Here is a 22,255-nt window from a genome sequence, read left to right on the forward strand (position 1 = left end):
GTCAATAGGTCGGCCCCTCGCCGGGGCCCGGCGTGTTGCTCGGGCCGCCGTGCGGAGGCAGGCCGGGGCCGGCCGCGTCCCCGCCCAGCGACGACGGCGGCGCACCCTCCGGACGCACCGGCACCGTGGTGCCCTCGACGCCGACGGGGGTCTGCTCCCCGCCGTCGTGGCGCGAGCGGCGCTCGGAGGGGGAGAGGACGGGCGGGATGTCCTGCGGGAGCCGGTCGTCCGAGGCCAGCCACACGCCGCGCTCGGGCCGCTTGCGGACGTCCGCGAAGATGGCGTCGATAGCCTCCTGGGTGAGCGTCTCCTTCTCGAGCAGCTCGTAGGCCAGGCGGTCCAGGACGTCCCGGTTCTCCGTGAGTACCCAGTGGGCCTCGGCGTGGGCCTGGTCCAGCAGGGTGCGGACCTCGGCGTCCACCAGGTACGCGAGCTCCTCGGAGTACTCGCGGGAGGAGCCGCCGGTGGCGCCGCCCACGAAGGGCTCGGAGCTGCCGCCGCCGAGCTTGACGGCGCCCACCTTGGCGGACATGCCGTACTCGGTGACCATCTTGCGGGCCGTGTCCGTGGCCTTCTGGATGTCGTTCGCGGCCCCCGTGGACGGGTCCTTGAACACGATCTCCTCCGCCACGCGCCCGCCCATCGCGTACGCGAGCTGGTCCAGGAGCTCGTTGCGGGTGACGGAGTACTTGTCGTCCTCCGGCACCACCATCGTGTAGCCCAGGGCGCGGCCGCGGGGCAGGATCGTGATCTTGGTGACCGGGGCGGAGTTGCGCAGCCCGGCCGCGACGAGCGCGTGGCCGCCCTCATGGTAGGCGGTGACCTTGCGCTCATGCTCGTTCATCAGGCGGGTGCGCTTCTGCGGGCCGGCCATCACGCGGTCCACGGCCTCGTCCAGGGCGTGGTTGTCGATCACGTTGTTGTTCGAGCGCGCCGTGAGCAGCGCGGCCTCGTTGATCACGTTGGCCAGGTCCGCGCCCGTGTAGCCGGGGGTGCGCTTGGCCAGGGAGCGCAGGTCCACGTCCAGGGCGATCGGCTTGCCCTGCGCGTGCACCTCGAGGATCCTGGCGCGGCCCTCGAGGTCCGGGGCGTCCACGGGGATCTGGCGGTCGAATCGGCCCGGGCGCAGCAGCGCCGGGTCCAGGACGTCCGGGCGGTTGGTCGCGGCGATCATGATGACGTTCGTGGAGGCGTCGAAGCCGTCCATCTCCACGAGCATCTGGTTCAGGGTCTGCTCGCGCTCGTCGTTGCCGCCGCCGATGCCTGCGCCGCGGTGCCGACCGACGGCGTCGATCTCGTCCACGAAGATGATGGCGGGGGCGTTGGACTTGGCCTGCTCGAAGAGGTCGCGCACGCGCGAGGCTCCGACGCCCACGAACATCTCCACGAAGTCCGAGCCGGAGATCGAGTAGAACGGCACGCCGGCCTCCCCGGCCACGGCCTTGGCGAGGAGGGTCTTGCCCGTGCCGGGCGGGCCGTAGAGCAGCACGCCCTTGGGGATCTTGGCGCCAACCGCGCGGAAGCGGTCCGGCATGGTGAGGAACTCCTTGATCTCCTGGAGCTCCTCCACGGCCTCGTCCGCGCCCGCGACGTCCTTGAACAGCACGTCCGGGTTGTCCTTGTTGATCAGCTTGGCGCGGGACTTGCCGAACTGCATGACCTTGCCGCCGCCGCCCTGCATGCGGGACATCAGGAACCAGAACAGCAGTGCGATGAGCAGGAACGGGACCATGAAGCCGAGCAGCGAGAGGAACCAGTTGCTCCGCACCGGCTCGTCCGTGTAGCCGTCCAGGGCCGAGTCGTCCACCGCGGTGACCACGTCCGTGGCGCGCGCGGTGGCGAAGTAGAAGTAGACCTCCTTGCCGAGGTCCCGGTCGTCCTGCTTGTAGGGCTCACGCAGGGTGAGGTCCACGCGCTGGTCCCCGTCCACCACGCGGGCCTGCGCAGCCTTGTCGTCCTTCAGCAGGGCCATGCCCACGTTGGTGTCCACCATGGTGCGGCCGCTCTGCGACGTGGTCAGCGGGATCGCGACGGCGAGGACCAGCAGGCCCAGCAGGATCCAGACGTAGGGCTTGTTGAACAGCTTCTTCACGGTCCGAGTGTCTCCTGGTCTGCCGCGGGGGCCGGGCTGCCCGGGGCGGCCGCCGTGCGGCCGGGGCCGGCGCAGGGCCGACGTCGCGCCCGGGTCAAGCCCCCACGGTACCGGCCCGGCCCGGGTGGCCGCTGACTGTTCGCGTCAGGTGGACAGGGCGCGGCCGGCCAGCCGGGGTCGACGTCGGCCAGCGCCGTCCTGACACCCACCGGGAATGCGGGGGGTCGGAATGGCGCGTGGATCGCACCTCAGAGCGACCGCTCGCGTGACAGGTCGCCGGCGCTGCGGTCGCGCCCCTGCGTCCCCGCCTGCACAGACCCCCGTGCACCCGAACTCCTCCCCAGGCCGACGGCGGCCCAGGACGCCGCCCGCCCCACCGCGCCAGGCTGGCACCATGCGTCGCCCTGCCCCGCTTCCCGCGTCCTTGCTGGACGGCCCCTTCACCGCTGCGCAGGCGAGGGCCGCCGTCGAGCGCCCCGTGGCCGGCTCCTCCCCCTACCGGTGGAGCACCCCGCTCTCGACGGCCCAACGGGAGCTGCTGCTGCGGCTCGCCCCGCACCGCGCCACCACGGTGGTGTCGCACCAGACCGCGGCCCGCGCCCGTGAGATCTGGCTGCCGGAACGGCTGGACGCGGGGGACGGCGTCCACGTGAGCCGCCCGCGGGACCGTGGCCAGCTCTCCCTCCCCGGCGTCACCTCCCACCGGACAGCGCTCCCGCCCGCGGACGTGGAGGGCGTGCGGATCGGCGGCCTGGCCTGGTACGTCACCGCCCCGCCCCGTCTCTGGGTCGACCTCGCGGCCCTGCTCGACGACGACGAGCTCGTCATCCTCGGCGACCATCTCGTCCGCCGGGCGGAGCTGTCCGGCGCTCCGGGCGCCGCCGAGCGGACCCGGGCGGCCCTGGCCCAGGGGGCCGAGACCAGCCCGTCCGCGCACAACCGGCGACGACGGCTCCGCACCGCCGCCACGCTGGTCCGGGTGGGGGCGCACTCGCCGAAGGAGACGCGGCTCCGGCTCGCGCTGACGGCCGCCGGGCTCCCCGAGCCCGCACTGCAGCTCGAGGTCTGGGACCCGGAGTTCTCCCTGCACCACCCCGCGACGGCGGACCTGGGCTATCCGCGGGCGAGAGTGGCCCTGCACTACGACGGCGGCCACCACGGCGCGGATCGCCAGATCGATCGCGACGTGCAGCGCAACGCGGCCTTCGAGCGACGGGGATACCGGAACATCACCGTGTCCTCCTCCGACGCTCGCCGCGGATTCACGCGCGTGATCGTGGAGGTGCGCCGTCACCTCGAGAACGCCGGCTACCTGTCACGCAAGGAGTCGGAATGGGGCGGAGATCCGGCGTCAGAGCGACACCACGCGTGACAGGTCAGCCCCGCCGGGCCACACCGGGCCGGGCCCCCGGTCAGCTGTACACGTGTGGGGCGAGGGTGCCCACGAAGTCCAGGTTGCGGTACTTCTCCGCGTAGTCCAGGCCGTAGCCCACCACGAACTCGTTGGGGATGTCCCGCCCGACGTACTTCACGTCGATGTCCACCTTCATGGCCTCCGGCTTGCGCAGCAGGGTGCAGATCTCGACCGAGGCCGGGCCGCGGGACTCCAGGTTGGCCTTGAGCCAGGAGAGGGTCAGGCCGGAGTCGATGATGTCCTCGACGATCAGCACGTGCCGGCCCGTGAGGTCCGCGTCGAGGTCCTTGAGGATGCGCACCACGCCGGAGGACTTGGTGCCGGAGCCGTAGGAGGAGACCGCCATGAAGTCCAGCTCCACGTGGGAGTGCAGGGCGCGGGTGAGGTCGGCGACCACCATCACGGCGCCCTTGAGCACGGCGACGATGAGCAGGTCCTTGTCCGCGTAGTCGCGGTCGATCTGGCGGGCCAGGTCCGTGATCGTGTCCTGGACGTCCTCGCGGGACATGAGGACGTGGCTGAGGTCGTTCTGGACATCCTGTGCGTCCATGCGCCGCTCCTGGTGAGTGCTCGTGCGGGAATGCCGGGCCGGGCCGCAGTCAGGGACCGGGCAGGCAGGGGATGAAGTCCAGTCTGGCACACGCCCGATGCGCGGCCACCCCGCCGGGCAGCTCCACCGGGCCGGCCGACGTGCCCCCCGCGCGGGCGCCCGTCACGAGGGCGTCCACCGCGAGGATCCGTTCGCGGGGCGGGGCCTGTCCTCCCGTGGCGCGGGCGGCGCGCGCGATGACGCGGTGGCGCACGGCGGCGGGCAGGGCGGCCAGGGCGTCCAGGTCCAGGGAGACGACGCGCGGGTCCCCGGCGGGCGGGTCGACGCGCAGCCGGGTGACCTCGTCGCCGGCCCATGCGTCGAGGGCCGCGGCGTCCTCGGCCGCGATGGCCGCGGTGCGCACCAGCCCGGCCCGCACGCCGGGGCCGAGGCCGGCGTCGGGGTCCTCGAGCGCGGGCAGCACGCGGGTGCGGACCCGCGAACGCAGCAGCGCGGGATCGCGGTTGTGCGGGTCCTCGAACCAGGTCAGCCCGGCCCAGTGGCAGATCGTCTTGGTGTCCGCGCGGGTCAGGCCCAGCAGCGGGCGGACGACGGCGGCCCCGCCCGGCAGCGTCCCGCGCACCGGGATGCCCGCGAGGGACCGCGTGCCGGACCCACGTGCGAGCCCGAGGAGGACCTGTTCGGCCTGGTCGTCGGCGGTGTGGGCGGTGAGGACGACGGCGTCCCCCTGCCCCGCGTCCCGGGCGGCGGCGGCGAGGGCCTCCCGTCGGGCGCGCCGGGCGTCGGCCTCGGGGCCGTCGCCGGTGCGGGCCACCTCGACCCGCGTGACGGTGACCGGGGCCAGACCGAGGATGCGGGCGACGTCGGCGGCGGCCGCCGCCACCGCGTCGCTGCCCGACTGCAGCCCGTGGTCCACCACGGCCGCGCCGATCGGGCCGAACCGCTGGCCCTCCCGGGTGCCCACAAGGACGGCGCAGGCCACGGCGAGCGCGAGGGAGTCGGCGCCACCGGAGAGGGCGACGAGCCCGCGGGGGCGATTCCCCGCCCGGCCCGGCACGGCATCCGCGCGACAGGACCCGTCGCCCGCGAGGGCCTCCCGCACCGCCGCGACGGCCCGGTGCAGGGGCTCGGGCCAGCGGGTGCGCGGCGGCCATGCGCCGACCGCGGGCAGGCCGCCGGCCCCGCCCGCCGGCGTCGGCCCCGGGCCCTGCGCCTCAGGCCTGGGCACGGATGCGCGCCACCCACGTCTCGGGGGCGTGGAGCTCGGCCTCGCTCGGCAGCAGCTCGGGGGCGTCCCAGACCACGTTGAACCCGGCCATGCCGAGCTCGGCCACGGCGGTGGCCACGAACCTCTGGCCGTCGCGGTACTGGGCCATCTTGGCGTCCATGCCCAGCAGGCGGCGGAGCATGCGGTCCAGGGGCGAGCGGCGGTCGCCGCGCTCGTCGAAGCGGCGGCGGATGGTCTTGACGGAGGACACGACGGAGGAGTCGACGCCGTCCATCACCACGTTCGCGTGCCCCTCGAGCAGGGACATCACGGCCGTCAGCCGGGACAGGCGCTCCCGGTCCTCCTCGTCCTGGATCGCACCGAGCAGGCCCGGCGCGGGGCGGGCGTCCACACCGTCCCGGCCCAGCGGGTTCGCCGCCGCGAGCGCGGAGCGCAGGCGCTCGGGCAGGGACTCGGCCTTGTCGAACAGGCCGACGGTGAGCGCCATGATCTCGACCCGCAGGTGCTCGCGCAGCCAGGGCGCGGCCGCGAACTGCACACGGTGGGTCTGCTCGTGCAGGCACACCCAGAGGCGGAAGTCCGCCGGGTCCACGTTGATCTCCGCGCGGACGTGCGCCACGTTCGGGGCCACGAGCAACAGGCGTCCGCCGGCGGGGCCGGCCGCCGTCCCCCCGGGGCCGGGCAGCGCGATGAACGGGTCGTACTGGCCGAGGATCTTCCCGGACATCCAGGCGAGGATCCCGCCCATCTCCAGGGCGGTGGCGTGCCGGGTGACGCGGGTGGTGGCGGCGGCGTGCTCGCGGGGCCGGGTGTCCCGCAGATGCGCGAACGTGGGGTCCAGCAGCGTGGCGAAGGACTGGGTGGCGGCGCGCGACCAGGTGGGGCGGTCCACCACGAGCACCTGCGAGTCGCGCAGGTCCCGTGCCGCCTCGAGCCCGGTCAGGCGGTGGACGTGCGGCACGGCGGCCTCCGCGGCGGCGCGCAGGCCGTCCGCCTCGCGCGTCGCCTCCCGCGGCGTGAACCGGGGGCCGGCGGCGCCGAGGGACCGTGCGGTCCGTGCCGCGAAGGCCCAGTCCACCGGGTGGGCGACGGCGGGGCCCGGCTCGGCGGTGGCGCCCGGCTCGGCGTCCGCGGCGCGGGGGCGGTCGGTCGCGTGGTCGTCGCTCATGGCTCCATCAGATCACAGGGCCCGGACCTCGGATCAGAGCCCGGCGACGGCGCTGACGGCCTCGTCGACCGCCGCGCGCGCGGGCTCCAGCTTCCACTGCAGATCCGAGCAGATGATGCTGAACGCGAGGACCCGCCCGGACGTCGTGGTGACGGTGCCGGTGAGGGAGACCGTCTGGTCGAGCGTGCCGGTCTTCGCGGCCACGGCCTGCCGCGCGGGGGCATCCGGGAACCGGTCGCCCAGGGTGGAGTCCTCGCCGGGCCGCGGCAGGCCCTCCAGCACGGTGCCCAGGGCGGGTGTGCGGGCCACCCCGGCCACGACGCCGGCCAGCTGGCCCGCGCTGACCCGGTTGTCCGGGGAGAGCCCGGAGGAGTCCACGAGCGCCATCCCGGCGGTGTCCACGCCGAGGTCCTCGGCGGTGGCCGTCAGCAGCCGCGTGGCGCCCTCGTGGGTGGCCGGCAGGTCGGCGGCGGGCGCGGCCGTGTGGGCCAGGGCCTCGACCACCTGGTTCTCCGAGTGGGCCAGCAGGTACGCGACCTGCTCCCCCACGGGTGCAGACGCCACGGCCGCGACGGGGGCGGCGGCGAGGACCGTGGAGCGCGGCGCCTCGGTGGCCGGGATCGTGTCCCGCAGACCCACCTCGAGGTCGGCGCCGGAGGCGGCCACCGCGTCGTCGAGCGCGGCCTGGAAGGTGAGCGCGGCGAACTGCGCCGGGTCCTCGATGCGGTCCTCCCCGGTGCCGGAGGCCTCACGACCGCCGTAGGTGGCCAACGGCTGCACCGGCGCGATGTTGCCGCTCTCCGGGATGTCCGACGTCCAGCGCGGGTTCAGGGCCGTGCGGTCCGTGAAGAGCCGCAGGTCCGTGCTGACCACCACCTGCCCGGTGACACCGTCCTCGACCAGCCCGGCCACGGTCCGCTCCGCGAGGGTGCGCAGGCCCGCGCGGCCGGAGACGTGTGTCGAGTCCGAGGCGCCCGTGCCCAGCAGCACGTCGCCGCCGCCCACGAGCACCAGCTCGGTGGCCGCGCCGTCCGCGGTGGGCTGGGCCACCACGGTGGTCTGCAGGGTCGTCTCAGGACCCAGGGCGGAGACGATGGCCGCGGCGGCGAGCACCTTGAGCGAGGACGCGGGGGCCACGGGCTCGTCCGCGTCCCGCGCGTACAGCACCTCGCCGGTGGCCAGGTCGCGGAACTCGGCGGAGACCGTGCCCGGGGACGTCTCCAGCCCCGGCTCGACGGCGGCCGCCACCTGGTCCGCGGTGGGGCCGGCGGACGGGGACGACGACGTCGGCGCGGCGGTCGTCGACGAGGCGGGCGCGCCCGACGGGGCCGTCGGCGCGGTCACGGGCCCGCAGGCGACCAGGACGGCCGCGAGCGCGGCCAGGAGGACGGCGGGGAGCGAGCGGCTCCGGCGGCGTTCCGTGCGTCGATCCCGACGCCCAGCGCGCCCCGTGTCCACCTGTCCCATGCGTCCATCATGACGGACGCCCCCGGTAGGCTGACGGCAGCACCGCCGGTCGGCGCCGCGCCGCCCGGACACCCCACCCTCTGTGCGAAGGAGAGTCATGGCGCACGACGTCACCATCGAGATCCCCGCGGGCTCCCGCGTGAAGTACGAGTTCGACCACGAGACCGGCCGCCTGCGCCTGGACCGTGTGCTCTTCACCTCCATGCAGTACCCCACGCACTACGGCTACTTCGAGAACACCCTCGGCGAGGACGGCGACCCGCTGGACGCCCTCGTGTACCTGCCGGGCTTCGACCTGGTGCCGGGCTGCGTCGTCGAGGCCCGCCCGATCGGTGTGTTCAACATGACCGACGACGGCGGCGGCGACGCCAAGCTGCTGTGCGTCCCGGCGGACAAGCGCTACGACCACATCACCGAGCTCGAGCACGTGGAGGAGTCCCTCAAGCAGGAGATCGAGCACTTCTTCACCCGCTACAAGGACCTGGAGCCGGGCAAGTGGGTCAAGGCCGAGGGCTGGGAGGGCCGCGCGGCGGCCGAGGCCGAGCTCGAGGCCTCCATCCAGCGCTTCAACGCCGAGGGCGAGGAGTCCCCGACCGACGAGCCCCAGGGCCGCGAGGTGGACACCGAGGAGGCGCAGCCCGCCACCGAGGAGGGCGAGGAGACCGACGAGCCCCAGGGCCGCTGATCACCGCACCGCCCCCGCGCGCGACGCCGGCCGCTCACCCCTCGGGGTGGGCGGCCGGCGTCGTCTGCGGACTGGCAGAATCGACGACCATGTTCGTGCTCACCATCAACCAGCGGGACACCCTCGACGCCGGCGACCGCGTGGACACGTTCCTGCGCGCCCTCCAGGACGTGCCGGGGCTGGGCGACGCCGTCGTGCTCCCGTTCCAGCGCGCCGTGGGCGACGAGCTGATCGGCGCCGTCGAGGATCCGCGCGTCGCCGTGGACGTGGCGCTGCGCGCCCTGCGGCAGCGCCGCTGGAACGTGGGGGTCGGCGTCGGGACGGTGACGCACGCGGACGGTGCGGCGGGCGTGCCCGCCTCCGGGGACCTGCACGATGCCGGCGGGCCCGGTCTCGCGGCGGCGCGGCGGGCCGTGGAGGCGGCGGCCGTGTCCACCGCGCGGATCCCGTTGGCCGTGCGCGGCCGGGACGAGGAGGCGGCCGCCGAGGCCGAGGCCGTGCTGCGACTCGTCGGGCAGCTCGTGTGGTCCCGGACCGACGCCGAGTGGGCGGTGCTGGACCTGCTGGTGCCGGGGGTGCGCGGCCAGCAGAAGCCGGCGGCCGCCGCGCTCGGGATCACGGCGCAGGCCGTCTCGCAGGCGGTGCAGCGCTCCTACTGGAACGAGGAGCACGCCTGCCGCCCCGCCGCCGCGCGGCTGCTCACGCTGGCGGGAGGCTGACCCGGCGGCCCGGGCCGGTCGCGCCGCTCAGGCCGCGGCCGGCTCCTCGAGGAGCGAGCGCAGCACCGTCGCGAGCCCGTGCTCGTCCACGTGCCCGGTGACCTCGTCCGCGGCGGCCACGACCTCCTCCACGGCCTGGCCCATGGCCACGCCGCGGCCGGCCCAGCGCAGCATCTCGATGTCATTGCGGCCGTCGCCCACGGCCACGGTGTCCTCGGGGGCCACTTTCAGCACGGTGCGCAGCGCCTCGAGCCCGGAGGCCTTGGTCACGCCCGCCGCGGCGACGTCGAGCCACGCCGTCCAGCCCACGGAGTAGGTCACGCCGGACAGGCCGATGCCCTCCACCGCGCGGCCGAACTCCTCGGCGGAGGAGTCCGTGGAGAACACCACGAGGCGCACGGCCGTGGTGTCCATGAGCTCCTCGAACGTGACGCCCTCCGCGGCCACGCCGAAGGACATGTCCTGGAACCGCTCGGTGGAGCGGAAGCTGCCGTCCGGCAGCTCGAGAGCGTACTTGGCGCTGGGCAGGCGGTGGCGCAGCTGGGTCAGCACCGAGCGCGGGTCGAAGGTGCGCAGGTCCGTGACCTCGTAGCCCTCCTCCAGCTCGGGGTCCAGGCGCAGCGTGACGCCGCCGTTGGAGCACACCATGTAGCCGGCGTCGATCTCCAGGGAGCGGGCCACGGGCAGGGTGGCCCCGCGGGAGCGGCCCGTCGCGATGACCACGTGGTGCCCGGCGTCCAGCACGTCCCGCACGGCCGCGCGCACGGGCTCATGCAGATGGCCGTCATGGTCCACGATCGTTCCGTCCACGTCCAGGCACACGAGCTTCTTCGTCATGGCCCCCACCCAACCACACGGCCCGGACACGACGGCGACGCGCGGGTGAACGGCGGGGGCGCCGCGGGGCAGGCGGGCGAGGCGGCCGGCGCCGCCGGGGGACGACGTCGTCCGCTCAGACCAGCTCGAAGCGCTCCATCCCGCCGAGGTAGGGGCGCAGCGCGGCGGGCACGGTGACCGAGCCGTCCGCGTTCTGGTGGTTCTCCAGGATCGCCACGATCCAGCGGGTGGTGGCCAGGGTGCCGTTGAGCGTGGCCACCATGCGGGTGCCGCCCTTGGAGCCGTCCTCCGTGCGGACCCGCTCGCGGATGTTGAGGCGGCGGGCCTGGAACGTGGTGCAGTTCGAGGTGGACGTCAGCTCGCGATAGGTGCCCTGCGTGGGGACCCAGGCCTCGCAGTCGAACTTGCGGGCGGCGGAGAGGCCGAGGTCGCCGGCGGCGATGTCGATCACGCGGTACGGCACCTCGATGGCGCCCAGCATCCGCTCCTCCCACGCCAGCAGGCGCTCGTGCTCCGCCTCCGCGTCCTCCTGTGCGGCGTAGATGAACATCTCCAGCTTGTTGAACTGGTGCACGCGGATGATGCCGCGGGTGTCCTTGCCCGCCGAGCCCGCCTCACGCCGGTAGCACGTGGACCAGCCCGCGTACCGGACGGGGGCGGACACGTCCATGATCTCGTCCGCGTGGTAGCCGGCCAGGGCCACCTCGGAGGTGCCCACGAGATACAGGTCGTCGCGCTCCAGACGGTAGATCTCGTCGTCGTGCTCGACGTCGAAGCCGGTGCCCTGCATGGTCTCCGGACGCACCAGGGTGGGCGGGATGACCGGCACGAAGCCGTTCTCCAGGGCCAGATCCAGGCCCAGCTGCATCAGGGCGAGCTCGAGACGCGCACCCACGCCCTTGAGGAAGCTGAACCGGGCGCCGGACACCTTCGCGCCGCGCTCCATGTCGATCGCCCCGAGCAGCTCGCCGAGCTCGAGGTGGTCGCGCGGCTCGAAGCCCTCGGCGGCGAAGTCGCGCGGCGTGCCGACCTCCTTGAGGACCACGAAGTCGTCCTCGCCGCCGGCCGGGACGCCGTCGACGATCAGGTTCGGGAACCCACGCTGCAGCTCCGCGAGGCGGGCCTCGGCGGCGCCGGCGGCCGACTCGGCCTCCTTCACGCGCGCGGCCAGGTCCTTCACCTCGGCCAACAGGGCCTGCTTCTCCTCGCCCTTCGCCTGGGCGACGCGCTTGCCGAAGGCCTTCTGCTCCGCGCGCAGCTGCTCGAAGCCCGCGATGGACGAGCGGCGGGCCGCGTCCGCCTCGACCACGCGGTCCACGAGGGACGCGTCCTCCCCGCGGGCCTCCTGGGAGGCGCGGTACTTCTCGGGCTGCTCGATGAGGTCCTTGACGTCGATCACGTGCGCCAGCCTAGCGGGCGGGGCCGACGCCTAGACTCGGGGCATGACTCCCGAGTGGTGGATGGCGCTGGCCGCCCTGGTGCTCCTGGCCGTGCTGGCCGTCGTCGTGGTGGTGCTGGCGGTGCGCCAGGTCCGCCTCGGCGTGCAGCACGAGCGGACGCGTCTCCTGGTGGACGCCCTCGACGCGCGGGTGGGCGGCGTGCAGCGCCGGCTGGAGGAGGTGCCCGGGATCAGCACGGGCCGCCACGAGGTCGCGCTGGTGCTGAACCCCATCAAGACGCACGCGGACCGGGTGCGGCGCGAGCTCGAGCGGCTCGCGGAGGCGGAGGGCCTCGGCGAGGTGCTCGTGCTCGAGACGCAGGAGGACGACCCCGGCACCGCGATGGCGCGGCAGGCCCTCGACGCCGGCGCCCGGCTCGTGATCGCCGCGGGCGGCGACGGCACGGTCCGCACCGTGGCCGAGCAGCTGGCCGGCACCGACGTCGCCCTCGGGGTGGTGCCCCTGGGCACCGGGAACCTGCTGGCCCGCAACCTGGACCTGCCGATCAACGACGTCGAGCAGTGCCTGCGGATCGCCGTGGGGGGCCGGCAGCGGCGCATCGACACCGTGGACGTCCGCTTCACGCACGAGGACGGGCGCGTCACCCGGCAGACCTTCACCGTGATCGGTGGCGCCGGCTACGACGCGGACATCATGGGCGACACCAAGGACGAGCTGAAGAGCCTGGCCGGCTGGCTGGCCTACAGCGAGGCCGGCATGCGTCACCTGCGCGGCAAGCGGCACGAGGTGACCGTGGCCCTCGACGGCGGTCAGCCCCGCCGGTTCAAGGTGCGCACCGTGATGGTGGCCAACTGCGGGATGCTCACGGGCGGCGTCGAGCTGCTGCCCCAGGCCAAGCTGGACGACGGCCTCCTCGACGTCATGGTCCTCTCACCCCGGCACGCGCTCGACTGGGCACGGATCGCCGTGAAGACCGTGACCCGGCACCGCAGCTCCATCCCCGTGATGCACACGGAGCAGGCCCAGCGCGTGAAGGTGGAGTTCGCCGAGCCGATGCCCTCCCAGCTCGACGGCGACGCCACCGGGGTCATCACCGCCCTCGACGCCCGCGTGCAGCCGGACTCGCTCGTCGTGATGCTCGTGGCCGAGGACGACGCCTCCGTCCGCGACGACGGCGTCTCCGCCTCCGCCCCCGTCCCGGAACCGGCCCCCCGCATCTGATCCCCCGTCCCCGCTTTCGTTCGGGAAACGGCGGCTTCCCCACCGTTTTCGTTCGGGAAACGGCGGCTTCCCCAGCGCTTTCGTTCGGGAAACGGGCGCCGGGGCGACGCGCGGACGGGAAGCACGACGACGGCCCGTCGTCGTGGTGATCGTCCCGCTTCGGCCACGAAAGGGGCCTAGGAACCTCCCGTTTCGTCAACGAAAGTCCCTCGGGGGCCGCCGTTTCCCGAACGAAAGTGACCCTGGGGCCGCCGTTTCCCGAACGAAAGTGCTGCACCGCCTCAGCGGGAGCGGAGGGACTCCACCCAGGCGCGGCCGGAGCGATACGCGGCGTCGGTGAACTGGGCCGGCACCCTCGTGGGCACGGGCTCGGCCTGCGCGTACGAGCCCAGGAACCGCAGGTCGGGGTACTCCCGGTACAGGGCCGCGAGCGCATCACCCACGCGGGCCTCCGCCAGGTGCCCCTCGAGGTCGAGGGAGAAGAAGTACCGCCCGATGCCCTCGCCGGTCGGCCGGGACTCGATGCGGGAGAGGTTCACCCCGCGCGTGGTGAACTCGGCCAGGATCTGCCCGAGGGCGCCGGGCCGGTCCTCCGGCAGCGGCACCACCAGCGTGGTCTTGTCCGCTCCCGTGGGCGCGGGCAGGGCCGTCGGGCGGGAGAGCAGCACGAAGCGCGTCACGGCGCCCGGCACGTCCTCGATCCGCTCGGCGAGCACCGGCAACCCGGTCTGCTCGGCCACGAGCGGGGCGCACACGGCGGCGTCGGAGTCGCCCTCGGCCACGAGGCCGGCCCCGGCCGCCGTCGACGGGGCGGGCGTGAACTCCACGCCCGGCAGCGCCGTCTCGGCCCAGCCGCGCACCTGAGCCCAGGCGTGGGGGTGCGTGGTCACGCGCCGCACGTCCTCGATCGCGACGCCGGGCCGGCCCACGAGCACGAAGCTGATGGGCACGTGCACCTCCGCGAGGATCTGCAGCGTCTCCCCGAGGGCGATCTCGTCCACGGTGGCGGAGACGCCGCCCTCCACCGAGTTCTCGATGGGCACGACGGCGCGGTCCACCTCCCCCCTGCGCAGCGCCGCCACGGCGCTCAGCACGGAGCCCGCAGACACGAACTCGGCCTCGGTCGGGTCCGCCACCTTGCGCAGGGCGGCCTCGGTGAAGGTGCCTGCCGGGCCGAGGAAGGCGTAGCGCAGGCGCGACGGCGTCGCGTCAGCGGAGTCCGTCCCCGTCACTTGACGGTGGGCTCGGCGTCGCCGTCCGCCTCCATCGGCTTGCCGGCCTCGAGCCACGCGCCGGAGCCGCCGGCCACGTTGATGGCCGAGTAGCCGCGGCCGGTCATGAACTCGGCGGCGCGGGCGGAGCGGCCGCCGGTGCGGCAGATCAGGTAGTAGTCCGTGTCCGGGTCCAGCTCCTCGAGCCGGTCCGGCAGCTGGCCCAGCGGGATGTGCTGGGCGCCGGCGGCGCGGCCCAGGGCCCACTCGTCGTCCTCGCGGACATCCAGGATGGCCGCATCGGCGGGGATCTCGTTCACATCGACGGTCTCGAAGGCGCTCATGGCTTCAGCGTAGCCACCCGCCCGGACGTCCCAGGAAGGCCCCGCCGTCCATGACCCGGGCCACGCCCGTTAGGCTCGGCCGCATGCAGACCTCCGACGCCGCACCCGCCGCCGACGACGACCGCACCCCCTCCGCCCCCGGCCCGGCCCGGCTCCTGGACCGCTCGGCCGTGCGCCTGCGGGAGGACCTCGCCGCCGGGGAGCTGAGCGCCCGGGATGTCACGGAGGCCGCCCTCGCCGCGGCCCAGGCCCACGCGGACCTCGGCGCGTTCGCCCTCCTCGACGCCGAGGGTGCCCGGGCCCGTGCCGCCGAGCTGGACGCGGCCCACCCGCGCGTCGCGCCCCGGGCCGTGCCCGGTCCGCGCACCTCCCCCGCCCCGGACGACGACGGCGCCCCCGCCTCCCTGCACGGCCTTCCGCTGGCGTACAAGGACCTGATCGACGTGCGCGGGATGCCCACGCGGTTCGGCTCCGCCCTGCTGGCCGACGCGCCGCCGGCCGCGCAGGACGACCCGCTCGCGCTCCGCCTGCGCGCGGCCGGCACCGTCACCCTCGGCAAGACGACCGTGCCCGAGTTCGGCCTGGACTCCTACTCGGAGAACCTCGTCACGGCGCCGGCCCGCAACCCCCTGGACCCCACCCGCACCGCGGGAGGCTCCTCGGGCGGGGCCGCGGCCGCCGTCGCCGCGGGGATCCTGCCGTTCGCCCCGGGCTCGGACGGGGGCGGGTCCATCCGCATCCCCGCCGCCGCGTGCGGGCTCGTGGGCCTCAAGCCCGGTCGCGGGGAGCTGCCGATGGACGAGCACGCGGACACGGTCCGCAACCTCACGGTGTCGGGCCCGCTGGCCCACACGGTCGAGGACGCCGCCCTGCTCTACGACGTGCTGCTCTCCCCCGAGGGCCTGCCCGGCCGGGTGCTGCCGGACCTGCGCCGCACCGTGGAGACCGCACGGGCGGGGGGCGCCGTCGACGTCCGCCGGATCGGCGTCACCACGGCCTCGCCCTTCGCCTCCGACCTCGAGATCTCCCTGGCCCGGCCCGCCGTCACCGCCCTGACGAAGGCCGCCGCCGCCCTGGACGCGGGCGGCCACGCGGTCGAGGACCTCTCCCCCTACTATGGCGAGGACTACCACCGGGACTTCCGCACGGTGTGGACCGCCGGGCTGCTCCGGGCGCCGCTGCCGGAGGACGCCGAGGCGCACGTGGGCGCGGTGGCCGCGCACTTCCTGCGCACGGCCCGGGCCGCTGGGCGCGCCGAGATCGACGACGCCGCCCACCGGCTCGAGGAGTGGGCGCGCGGGGTGCGGGCGCAGTTCGCCGCCGTCGACGTGGTGATGACCCCGGTGCTGGCCACGGCGCCCCCGCCGGTCGGCCACTTCCTGGCGATGGAGCCCGAGGCCAACTACGAGGCGCAGTGCGCGTTCACGCCCTACACCTCGATGGTCAACGTGCTCGGCCTGCCCGCGGTCGCGGTGCCCGTGCTCCGGGACGAGCGGGGCCTGAACTGGTCCGTCCAGCTCATCGGCCGGCCCGGCACGTCCGCGCCCCTGCTCGCCCTGGCCGCGCACCTCGAGCTGCTGCTGGCCGGCTGAGCCGGCCGGTCAGGTCGAGGTGTAGTCGCTCACGGACATGCCGGCGATCACCAGGATCACGAGGAACACAACGGCGAGCAGCAGCAGGGCGAGGGACACGTAGTTCATCACGAGTCCGGCGATCGCCATGCCGCGGCCGTGGGGCTCGCGCTTGAGGCCCAGGTGTCCGAGGACCACGCCCACGATCGGCGGGACGAGGAACGTGAACCCGCCCACCACCGAGATGATGCCGAGGATCATGGACGCCACCGAGCGGCCGACGCCCTCGGTCTGGCCGGGCTGCAGCGGGGCCCCGAAGCCGTAGCCGGGCGTGCCCTGCCCGTAGCCGTAGGCGGGAACGGTGTTCGCGTCCTGGCCGTAGCCGTACGGCTGCCCGTAGGCGGGGCGGGTCTGCTCCTCCTGCTCGGCGTACGAGGGGGCCTGATCCCAGGCGGCGCGGTCGGCGTCGCCGGTCGGGGCGTCGGGCCAGCCGGCGGCGGAGGAGCCGGTGCCGGAGGAGCCCGCACCGGCCTCGGACCCGTACCAGCTCGGCCGGGCGGCCTCGCGGCGCGGGTCGTGGGAGGCGTGGGGGTCGGTCATGACGGTCCTTCCGGTTCGGGGCGTCGCGGTCCGGTGCCGAGTCTAGGCGGTGCCCCCCGGTCCCGGCCCGGACCCGCACCCCTGCTCCACGGCCGGCCTCACCCGGGCCGGTCCACCGCCTTGAGGTGCCCGGAGAACCCGCCGGGGGTCCGCCCCTCCAGGCGGGACGAGGTGAGCACGCGGGTGGTGTCGGTGGCGATCACGCGCACCCGGCGGCCGTCACCGCCGTCGCGCTCCCCTGCCAGGGCCCGCACCGCCTCGGCCAGGCCGACGTCCTCGTGCTCGGCCACCGGCGGGAACCCGCCCACGGCCTCGTACAGCGACCACGGCAGTCCCAGGTTCGCCCCGTGCACGTGTGGGTGCCCCTCCTCGTGCCGGTAGCCGCGGAGCCAGGCCTGCCGCAGCGGCCCCTGGCGCACGTCCACTGTGCCCAGCACGAGCACCTCGTCGCGGCCGGCGGCCACGGTCTGCGCCAGCAGCCAGTCGGCGGGGACGCGGCTGTCCGCGTCGGTGGAGGCGAGCCAGAGGCGCTCGGCCGGCACGTCGGGGAACAGCGCGCGGGCCCGGCGCGCACCCTCCACGCGGGCCCGCCCGACGCCGGCCTGCCCGGCGGTCGGCTCCCCCAGTTCGAGGACGTGGATGCGCGGGTCGGCGGCACGGGCCTCGAGGGCGGCGGCCACCGTGGCGTCGTCGCAGCGGTCCGCGGCGACCACGACCGCGGCCGTGCCCTGCGCGTGATGCTCCTCCCAGCGGTCCAGGGCGGCGGTGAGGGCCGCGAGCGCGGCCGGCAGCCGCTCCTGTTCGTCCTTGGCGGGCACCACGACGACGGCGTGGGTCGCGGCGGCGGCCCGCACGTGGAGGCTGAGCCGGAAGTCGTCCTCCACGAGCTCGGTGCGCAGCCGCCAGCGCGGGTCGGCGGCGACGCGCGCGTGCACGGCATCCCCGTCCAACGGCCAGCCCTCGATGGGGTGGCGCCAGTGGCACAGCAGCAGCTCGCCGCCGGGGGCGAGCGCGGCATCGGCGTCGTCGATCAGCGCGTCGAGCTCCTCGGGCTGCAGGAAGTAGCCGATCTCGGAGGCGATCACGAGGTCCGCGCCGGCGACGTCGGCCGGCCAGTCCGCGGGCAGCACGGCACGGCGCACCTCGGCGTGCGGCGCGCCGGCCAGCCGGGCGGCGGCGCGCTCCACAGCGATGTCGGAGGCTTCGAGGCCGACCACGCGGTCCGCGCGCGCGGCCACGTCCGCGGTGAGCACGCCGATGGACGCGCCCGCCTCCACCACGGTCCGGTAGCGGGGCCGGGGCAGGGCGGCGAGGGTGAGCGCCCGCTTGCGGGCCTCGTACGACGAGCTGAGGTAGCGCCACGGGTCCTCCTGGGCCCGGTAGAGCCGGTCGAAGACGGCGGCGGCCCGGTGGGCGTCGGCGTCGTCGGGGCCGGAGACGCGGTGGGCCTCGAACGGGCGCTCGTGGTGGGCGAGCACGGCGGGGCCCAGGATCGCCTCGTCGCCGGGGGCGGCGGAGAGGGGCCGGACCTGGGAGGCGTGCGCGTCGAGGGCGGCACGGCGGGCGGCACGGTCGTCGTCGGTGAGCGGCAGCCGTCGGTAGCGGCGGGCGGGCAGGTCGGCCGGGTCGGCCCAGTGCCAGAACCAGATGGGGAAGGCGTAGAGCGGCAGGTCGCACTCGCCCGCGACCGCGCCGACGGCCCGGCCCACGGCCTCGTGGTCCGCGTGGCCGTCGCCCGGGTCGTGGGAGGCGAGCACGGCGGGGCCGGGGTGGGCGTCGAGGGCCACGGCGACGGCGTCGCGCACGGCGTCCTCGTGCTCGGCCACGCCGGAGTCGGGCAGGGCCAGGGACGCCCACGTCAGCCGGTCCCGCGCCGGGGAGCCGGGGCCCGCGGAGGCGGGCAGGCCGGCGGCGAGGGCGTCGAGGGCGTGCTCCATCTCGTCCCGGCGCAGTCGGACCAGGTCCGCGGGCGTGTGCGTGGGCGAGTGCGGGTGGGAGGCCTCACCGGCGGTGGCGACCAGCACGTGCACGCGTGCCCCGCCGCGCAGGGCGGAGCGGATCAGGCCGGTGGCGGCGAGGGTCTCGTCGTCCGGGTGGGCCACGGCCACGAGCAGCAGCGTCTGCGCGTCCCAGACGGGCAGGCGCAGCTCCGGCAGCTCGCCGACGCCGCCCTCGGCCCAGGCCGCCTCGGACGTGCCGTCGTCGGTGTGGGAGAAGCTCACCACGTCCAGCCGCCGTCGGTCTCGCCGGTCAGGAGTGCGGCGCCCAGCCGGGCGTCGTCGCGGTGTCCGTGGTGCTGGCGCAGGTAGACCTGCAGGTCGGCGACGGCGCGGGCGTGCGCGGCGCTGCCGGTGAGCGGGCCGGGGCCGGTGGCCTGCCCGACGACGTCCATCACCTCGGTGCACAGCTGCGCCACGGTGCCGCGGATCCGGTCGGCCTCGACCATGCCGCGGCCGTGGTCGAGGCGGCCGGCGTCCACGTCGTCGGCGGCACGGGCGAGCAGGGCGGCCATCGCGTGGAGCAGCCGGTCGACGCGGCCGAGCGCGGCTTGACCGATCTGGTCCGGGCCCGGTCCGCGGCCCTCGGCCTCGGCGGCCGTGCGGGCGGCGGTGGCGTTCCGCAGGGTGCGGGCGATGCCGACGGCACCGCCGAACCACACCGCTGCCACGCCGATGCCGCCCCACGCGAAGCCGGGCCGGCGCAGGTACCACTCGGCGCCGCCGACGGCGCTGCCGGGGACGGCGTCGAAGGCCAGGCCCACCGTGCGGATCGGGGCGAGGCCGAGCGCGGGCCAGGCCGAGTCGGTCTCGGCCACGCCGGGGTGGGACAGGTCCACGAGCACGGCACGGCGGGTGCCGTCCGCCTCCCGGCCGGTCACGACGGCGGCCGCGCACCGGTCCGCGAGCGAGCACCACGGTTTCTCGCCGTCGAGCAGCCAGGCGGTGTCGGGGCCGTCCGGGGCGGGGCGGAGGGCAGGGGTGCGGCCGCCGGACTCGGAGGCGTAGACGCCGAGCAGCCCGGCCGGGGCGGGGACGCCGGCCTGGGACAGGATCGAGAGCGCGTCCAGATGGGGCTCGAGCACGCGGGCGGCCGAGAGGTCCTGCGCGGCGACGGAGGCGAGCAGCTCCCACTGCTCCCGGGTGCGCCCCGCGCCGGTCAGCGGCAGGTCGAGCGGGGCGGCGTCTTCACCGGACGCGGCACCGGAAGCCGCACGGAGCAGCCCGACCATCGCGTCGACGTCGCCGCCGCAGGCCGCGGCGGCCGCGAGGAGGGCCTGCTCGGCCGGGCGGTCCACGGCTCCACCCGGGACGAGACGGACGGGCTCGGGCTGGGCCATGGGTGGGGACCTCCTCGTCGACGGCGCCCGGGCCGGTGCGCCCCGGGGTCGAGGATTCACCGTAGTCAGCGCGGGCGCGGCGGGGAATGGCCGGTGCGCCGGGGGCGAAGCGGCCCGCTCTTTCTTGACATGTTCCAGAGAACCGGATGGGATCGACTGGCATGGAGACCACGACGCGGGACGAGGACGAGCGCACGCTGCTGCGCGGCGTCGGCCTGCGCGTGACCCGGCCCCGCCTGGCGGTGCTGACCGCCCTCGCCGACCACCCCCACGCGGACGCGTCCACCGTGCTGGCCGCCGTGCGTCGGGCCCTGCCCGGCACCTCGCACCAGGCCGTCTATGACTGCCTCCACGCGCTCACCGAGGCCGGGCTCGTGCGCTCCCTGCAGCCGGCCGGCTCCCCGGCCCGCTACGAGATCTGCGCAGGCGACAACCACCACCACTTCGTGTGCCGCGGCTGCGGCACGGTCGTGGATGTGCCGTGCCGCACCGGCTCCGCACCGTGCCTCGACGCCCCCGAGGACCACGGCTTCGCGGTCGACGAGGCCGAGGTCTACTACTGGGGGCTGTGCGCCGGCTGCCGGGAGTGACCGCCGGCGTCGTCCCGCTGGGCCGCGCGTCTTCCCCCGTTCGCCCGCCCGTGCCAAGGTGTGGCACATGACCGAGAACACCGCCGCCCTGCCCGCCGCCGAGCGTCCCGGCACCCCCGCCCTGCCGCAGGACCTGATCGACGTCGACGCCCTCCTGGAGGCCTACCGCACCGGTCACCCGGACGTGACGGACCCGACGCAGAAGGTCGTGTTCGGCACCTCCGGCCACCGCGGCTCCGCGTTCACGACCTCGTTCAACGACGACCACATCGCCGCCATCACGCAGGCCGTGGTCGAGTACCGCGCGCACCACGGGATCACGGGGCCGGTCCTCGTCGGCAAGGACACGCACGCCCTGTCCGGGCCCGCGCAGGACACCGCCGTCGAGGTGCTGCTCGGCAACGACGTCGAGGTGCTCGTCGACTCCCGCGGCGGCTACACGCCCACCCCCGCCGTGTCCCACGCGATCCTGCACCTGAACGCCGGGCGCGAGCTGTCGCCGTCGGGCTTCGCGGTGGACGGGGACAACGCCGGCCTCGTGGACGGCCTCGTGATCACCCCCTCGCACAACCCGCCCGCGGACGGCGGCTTCAAGTACAACCCGCCCCACGGCGGCCCCGCGGACACCGAGGCGACCACGTGGATCGCCGACCGCGCCAACGAGCTGCTCGCCGCCGGGCTGACGGGCGTGCACCGGGTGGCGAGCGCCGACGTCGCCGGCCACGCGAAGCTGGGCGGCTTCGACTTCCTGGATCGGTACGTGTCCGATCTGCCGCAGGTGATCGACGTGGAGGCGATCCGCGAGGCGGGCGTGCGCATCGGCGCCGACCCCATGGGCGGGGCGTCCGTGGCGTACTGGGGCGAGATCGCCGACCGCCACGGGCTGGATCTGACCGTGGTGAACCCGGAGGTGGACCCGCGGTTCGGGTTCATGACCCTGGACTGGGACGGCAAGATCCGCATGGACTGCTCGTCGCCGAACGCGATGGCCTCGCTGATCGAGCGGATGACCCCGGACGCGGACGGGCAGGCGCCCTTCGACGTCGCCACCGGCAACGACGCCGACGCGGACCGGCACGGGATCGTCACCCCCGACGGCGGGCTGATGAACCCGAACCACTACCTCGCCGTGTCCATCGACTACCTGTACCGCCACCGCGAGCAGTGGCCCCAGAGCGCGGGCGTGGGCAAGACCCTGGTGAGCTCCTCGATGATCGACCGCGTGGCCGGGGACCTGGGCCGCGACCTCGTCGAGGTGCCGGTGGGCTTCAAGTGGTTCGTGCCGGGCCTGCTGACGGGCACCGGCGTGTTCGGCGGCGAGGAGTCCGCGGGCGCGTCCTTCGTGCAGTTCGACGGCAGCCCGTGGTCCACGGACAAGGACGGGCTGCTGCTGTGCCTGCTGGCCGCGGAGATCATCGCCGTGACGGGCCAGTCCCCGTCCGAGCGGTACCGCGACCTCGTGGCCCTGCACGGCGACCCGGCGTACGCGCGCATCGACGCCCCCGCGACCGCCGAGCAGAAGGCGAAGCTGAAGACCCTCTCCCCCGACGACGTCCCCGTGACCGAGCTGGCCGGCGAGACCATCCTCGCGACGCTGACCAACGCCCCGGGCAACGACGCCCCGATCGGCGGGCTCAAGGTGGTCACGCAGCACGCGTGGTTCGCGGCGCGGCCCTCCGGCACCGAGGACGTCTACAAGATCTACGCGGAGTCCTTCCGCGGCCCCGAGCACCTGACGCAGGTGCAGGCGGAGGCGCAGCGGCTGGTGGACGCGGTCATCGGCTGACCCCCCGCCCCCTCCCCGTCCGCTTTCGTTCGGGA

19 protein-coding genes are annotated in these 22,255 nt (G+C 75.1%); 7 read left to right on the top strand and 12 right to left on the bottom strand.

What is annotated here, in order from left to right:
• Position 1: 1 nt before the first annotated feature.
• The gene (gene ftsH / locus ACUXPL_RS05890; protein ID WP_180536674.1) at positions 2-2,092 is read right to left on the bottom strand and encodes an ATP-dependent zinc metalloprotease FtsH; all 2,091 of its coding nucleotides are present in this window, start codon (positions 2,090-2,092) and stop codon (positions 2-4) included.
• 394 nt (positions 2,093-2,486) lie between these two features.
• Between ftsH and ACUXPL_RS05895 the strand changes: the two genes are divergently transcribed.
• The gene (locus tag ACUXPL_RS05895) at positions 2,487-3,464 is read left to right on the top strand and encodes a hypothetical protein (RefSeq protein WP_454182528.1); all 978 of its coding nucleotides are present in this window, start codon (positions 2,487-2,489) and stop codon (positions 3,462-3,464) included.
• A gap of 40 nt (positions 3,465-3,504) precedes the next feature.
• On the opposite strand, the gene hpt is transcribed toward ACUXPL_RS05895, so the two are convergent.
• The 4 genes from hpt to dacB are packed head-to-tail and all read right to left on the bottom strand — an operon-like array spanning position 3,505 to position 7,919.
• Positions 3,505-4,056 carry a hypoxanthine phosphoribosyltransferase gene (gene hpt / locus ACUXPL_RS05900; protein WP_020625288.1) on the bottom strand — a complete coding sequence of 184 codons (552 nt, stop codon included), beginning with the start codon at positions 4,054-4,056 and terminating at the stop codon, positions 3,505-3,507.
• Between the two features lie 49 nt (positions 4,057-4,105).
• Complete coding sequence (gene tilS / locus ACUXPL_RS05905) at positions 4,106-5,284, bottom strand: tRNA lysidine(34) synthetase TilS (protein WP_454182530.1); 1,179 nt, start codon at positions 5,282-5,284, stop codon at positions 4,106-4,108.
• The gene (locus tag ACUXPL_RS05910) at positions 5,271-6,452 is read right to left on the bottom strand and encodes a zinc-dependent metalloprotease (protein WP_454182532.1); all 1,182 of its coding nucleotides are present in this window, start codon (positions 6,450-6,452) and stop codon (positions 5,271-5,273) included. Before ACUXPL_RS05910 ends, tilS begins: the two co-directional genes overlap by 14 nt.
• A 33-nt stretch (positions 6,453-6,485) precedes the next feature.
• Positions 6,486-7,919 carry a D-alanyl-D-alanine carboxypeptidase/D-alanyl-D-alanine endopeptidase gene (gene dacB, locus ACUXPL_RS05915; protein ID WP_454182535.1) on the bottom strand — a complete coding sequence of 478 codons (1,434 nt, stop codon included), beginning with the start codon at positions 7,917-7,919 and terminating at the stop codon, positions 6,486-6,488.
• Between the two features lie 97 nt (positions 7,920-8,016).
• Here dacB and ACUXPL_RS05920 point away from each other — a divergent pair, with 97 nt between their 5' ends.
• Entirely contained in the window at positions 8,017-8,604 is a 588-nt protein-coding gene (locus ACUXPL_RS05920) for an inorganic diphosphatase (RefSeq protein ID WP_041104660.1), read from the top strand.
• 89 nt (positions 8,605-8,693) lie between these two features.
• Entirely contained in the window at positions 8,694-9,323 is a 630-nt protein-coding gene (locus tag ACUXPL_RS05925) for a hypothetical protein (protein ID WP_020625282.1), read from the top strand.
• 27 nt (positions 9,324-9,350) lie between these two features.
• Here the strand turns inward: ACUXPL_RS05925 and ACUXPL_RS05930 are convergent, their stop codons facing one another.
• Positions 9,351-10,160, bottom strand: a complete 810-nt coding sequence (locus ACUXPL_RS05930) for an HAD family hydrolase (protein ID WP_454182537.1) — start codon at positions 10,158-10,160, stop codon at positions 9,351-9,353.
• 115 nt (positions 10,161-10,275) lie between these two features.
• Positions 10,276-11,559 (bottom strand): serine--tRNA ligase, encoded by a 1,284-nt coding sequence (gene serS, locus ACUXPL_RS05935; RefSeq protein ID WP_454182539.1) that lies wholly within the window; start codon positions 11,557-11,559, stop codon positions 10,276-10,278.
• Positions 11,560-11,602: 43 nt separating this feature from the next.
• Between serS and ACUXPL_RS05940 the strand changes: the two genes are divergently transcribed.
• Entirely contained in the window at positions 11,603-12,781 is a 1,179-nt protein-coding gene (locus ACUXPL_RS05940) for a diacylglycerol/lipid kinase family protein (RefSeq protein ID WP_454182541.1), read from the top strand.
• Positions 12,782-13,062: 281 nt separating this feature from the next.
• Here the strand turns inward: ACUXPL_RS05940 and pheA are convergent, their stop codons facing one another.
• Complete coding sequence (pheA, locus tag ACUXPL_RS05945; RefSeq protein ID WP_454182543.1) at positions 13,063-14,013, bottom strand: prephenate dehydratase; 951 nt, start codon at positions 14,011-14,013, stop codon at positions 13,063-13,065.
• Positions 14,010-14,336, bottom strand: coding sequence for a rhodanese-like domain-containing protein (locus ACUXPL_RS05950; RefSeq protein ID WP_010079684.1), 327 nt, complete (start codon positions 14,334-14,336; stop codon positions 14,010-14,012). The genes pheA and ACUXPL_RS05950 overlap by 4 nt, the downstream gene beginning before the upstream one ends.
• Positions 14,337-14,419: 83 nt before the next feature.
• On the opposite strand from ACUXPL_RS05950, the gene ACUXPL_RS05955 reads away from it, so the two are divergent.
• Positions 14,420-15,928 carry an amidase gene (locus ACUXPL_RS05955; RefSeq protein ID WP_454182545.1) on the top strand — a complete coding sequence of 503 codons (1,509 nt, stop codon included), beginning with the start codon at positions 14,420-14,422 and terminating at the stop codon, positions 15,926-15,928.
• 9 nt (positions 15,929-15,937) lie between these two features.
• Here the strand turns inward: ACUXPL_RS05955 and ACUXPL_RS05960 are convergent, their stop codons facing one another.
• The 3 genes from ACUXPL_RS05960 to ACUXPL_RS05970 all read right to left on the bottom strand — a co-directional run bounded on the left by ACUXPL_RS05960 (position 15,938) and on the right by ACUXPL_RS05970 (position 19,844).
• Positions 15,938-16,507, bottom strand: coding sequence for a DUF4190 domain-containing protein (locus ACUXPL_RS05960; RefSeq protein ID WP_255167376.1), 570 nt, complete (start codon positions 16,505-16,507; stop codon positions 15,938-15,940).
• 98 nt (positions 16,508-16,605) lie between these two features.
• Positions 16,606-18,729 (bottom strand): PIG-L family deacetylase, encoded by a 2,124-nt coding sequence (locus ACUXPL_RS05965; RefSeq protein ID WP_454182547.1) that lies wholly within the window; start codon positions 18,727-18,729, stop codon positions 16,606-16,608.
• Positions 18,726-19,844, bottom strand: coding sequence for an acyl-CoA hydrolase (locus ACUXPL_RS05970; protein ID WP_454182549.1), 1,119 nt, complete (start codon positions 19,842-19,844; stop codon positions 18,726-18,728). The genes ACUXPL_RS05965 and ACUXPL_RS05970 overlap by 4 nt, the downstream gene beginning before the upstream one ends.
• A gap of 161 nt (positions 19,845-20,005) precedes the next feature.
• Between ACUXPL_RS05970 and ACUXPL_RS05975 the strand changes: the two genes are divergently transcribed.
• Both ACUXPL_RS05975 and pgm read left to right on the top strand, forming a co-directional pair.
• Positions 20,006-20,434 (top strand): Fur family transcriptional regulator, encoded by a 429-nt coding sequence (locus tag ACUXPL_RS05975; RefSeq protein ID WP_454182551.1) that lies wholly within the window; start codon positions 20,006-20,008, stop codon positions 20,432-20,434.
• Between the two features lie 67 nt (positions 20,435-20,501).
• Positions 20,502-22,220, top strand: coding sequence for a phosphoglucomutase (alpha-D-glucose-1,6-bisphosphate-dependent) (gene pgm, locus ACUXPL_RS05980; protein WP_454182553.1), 1,719 nt, complete (start codon positions 20,502-20,504; stop codon positions 22,218-22,220).
• Positions 22,221-22,255: the final 35 nt, after the last annotated feature.

Source organism: Micrococcus sp. 140720015-1, assembly GCF_053627595.1.

Bases quoted from the DNA above. Each gene is read 5' to 3' on its own strand.
- ACUXPL_RS05930 (WP_454182537.1), bottom strand. From the start codon at position 10,160: ATGACGAAGAAGCTCGTGTGCCTGGACGTGGACGGAACGATCGTGGAC.
- ACUXPL_RS05910 (WP_454182532.1), bottom strand. From the start codon at position 6,452: ATGAGCGACGACCACGCGACCGACCGCCCCCGCGCCGCGGACGCCGAG.
- pgm (WP_454182553.1), top strand. From the start codon at position 20,502: ATGACCGAGAACACCGCCGCCCTGCCCGCCGCCGAGCGTCCCGGCACC.
- ACUXPL_RS05925 (WP_020625282.1), top strand. From the start codon at position 8,694: ATGTTCGTGCTCACCATCAACCAGCGGGACACCCTCGACGCCGGCGAC.
- ACUXPL_RS05955 (WP_454182545.1), top strand. From the start codon at position 14,420: ATGCAGACCTCCGACGCCGCACCCGCCGCCGACGACGACCGCACCCCC.
- ACUXPL_RS05920 (WP_041104660.1), top strand. From the start codon at position 8,017: ATGGCGCACGACGTCACCATCGAGATCCCCGCGGGCTCCCGCGTGAAG.
- ACUXPL_RS05950 (WP_010079684.1), bottom strand. From the start codon at position 14,336: ATGAGCGCCTTCGAGACCGTCGATGTGAACGAGATCCCCGCCGATGCG.
- ACUXPL_RS05975 (WP_454182551.1), top strand. From the start codon at position 20,006: ATGGAGACCACGACGCGGGACGAGGACGAGCGCACGCTGCTGCGCGGC.
- ACUXPL_RS05940 (WP_454182541.1), top strand. From the start codon at position 11,603: ATGACTCCCGAGTGGTGGATGGCGCTGGCCGCCCTGGTGCTCCTGGCC.
- ACUXPL_RS05960 (WP_255167376.1), bottom strand. From the start codon at position 16,507: ATGACCGACCCCCACGCCTCCCACGACCCGCGCCGCGAGGCCGCCCGG.
- dacB (WP_454182535.1), bottom strand. From the start codon at position 7,919: ATGGGACAGGTGGACACGGGGCGCGCTGGGCGTCGGGATCGACGCACG.
- ACUXPL_RS05895 (WP_454182528.1), top strand. From the start codon at position 2,487: ATGCGTCGCCCTGCCCCGCTTCCCGCGTCCTTGCTGGACGGCCCCTTC.
- hpt (WP_020625288.1), bottom strand. From the start codon at position 4,056: ATGGACGCACAGGATGTCCAGAACGACCTCAGCCACGTCCTCATGTCC.
- ACUXPL_RS05970 (WP_454182549.1), bottom strand. From the start codon at position 19,844: ATGGCCCAGCCCGAGCCCGTCCGTCTCGTCCCGGGTGGAGCCGTGGAC.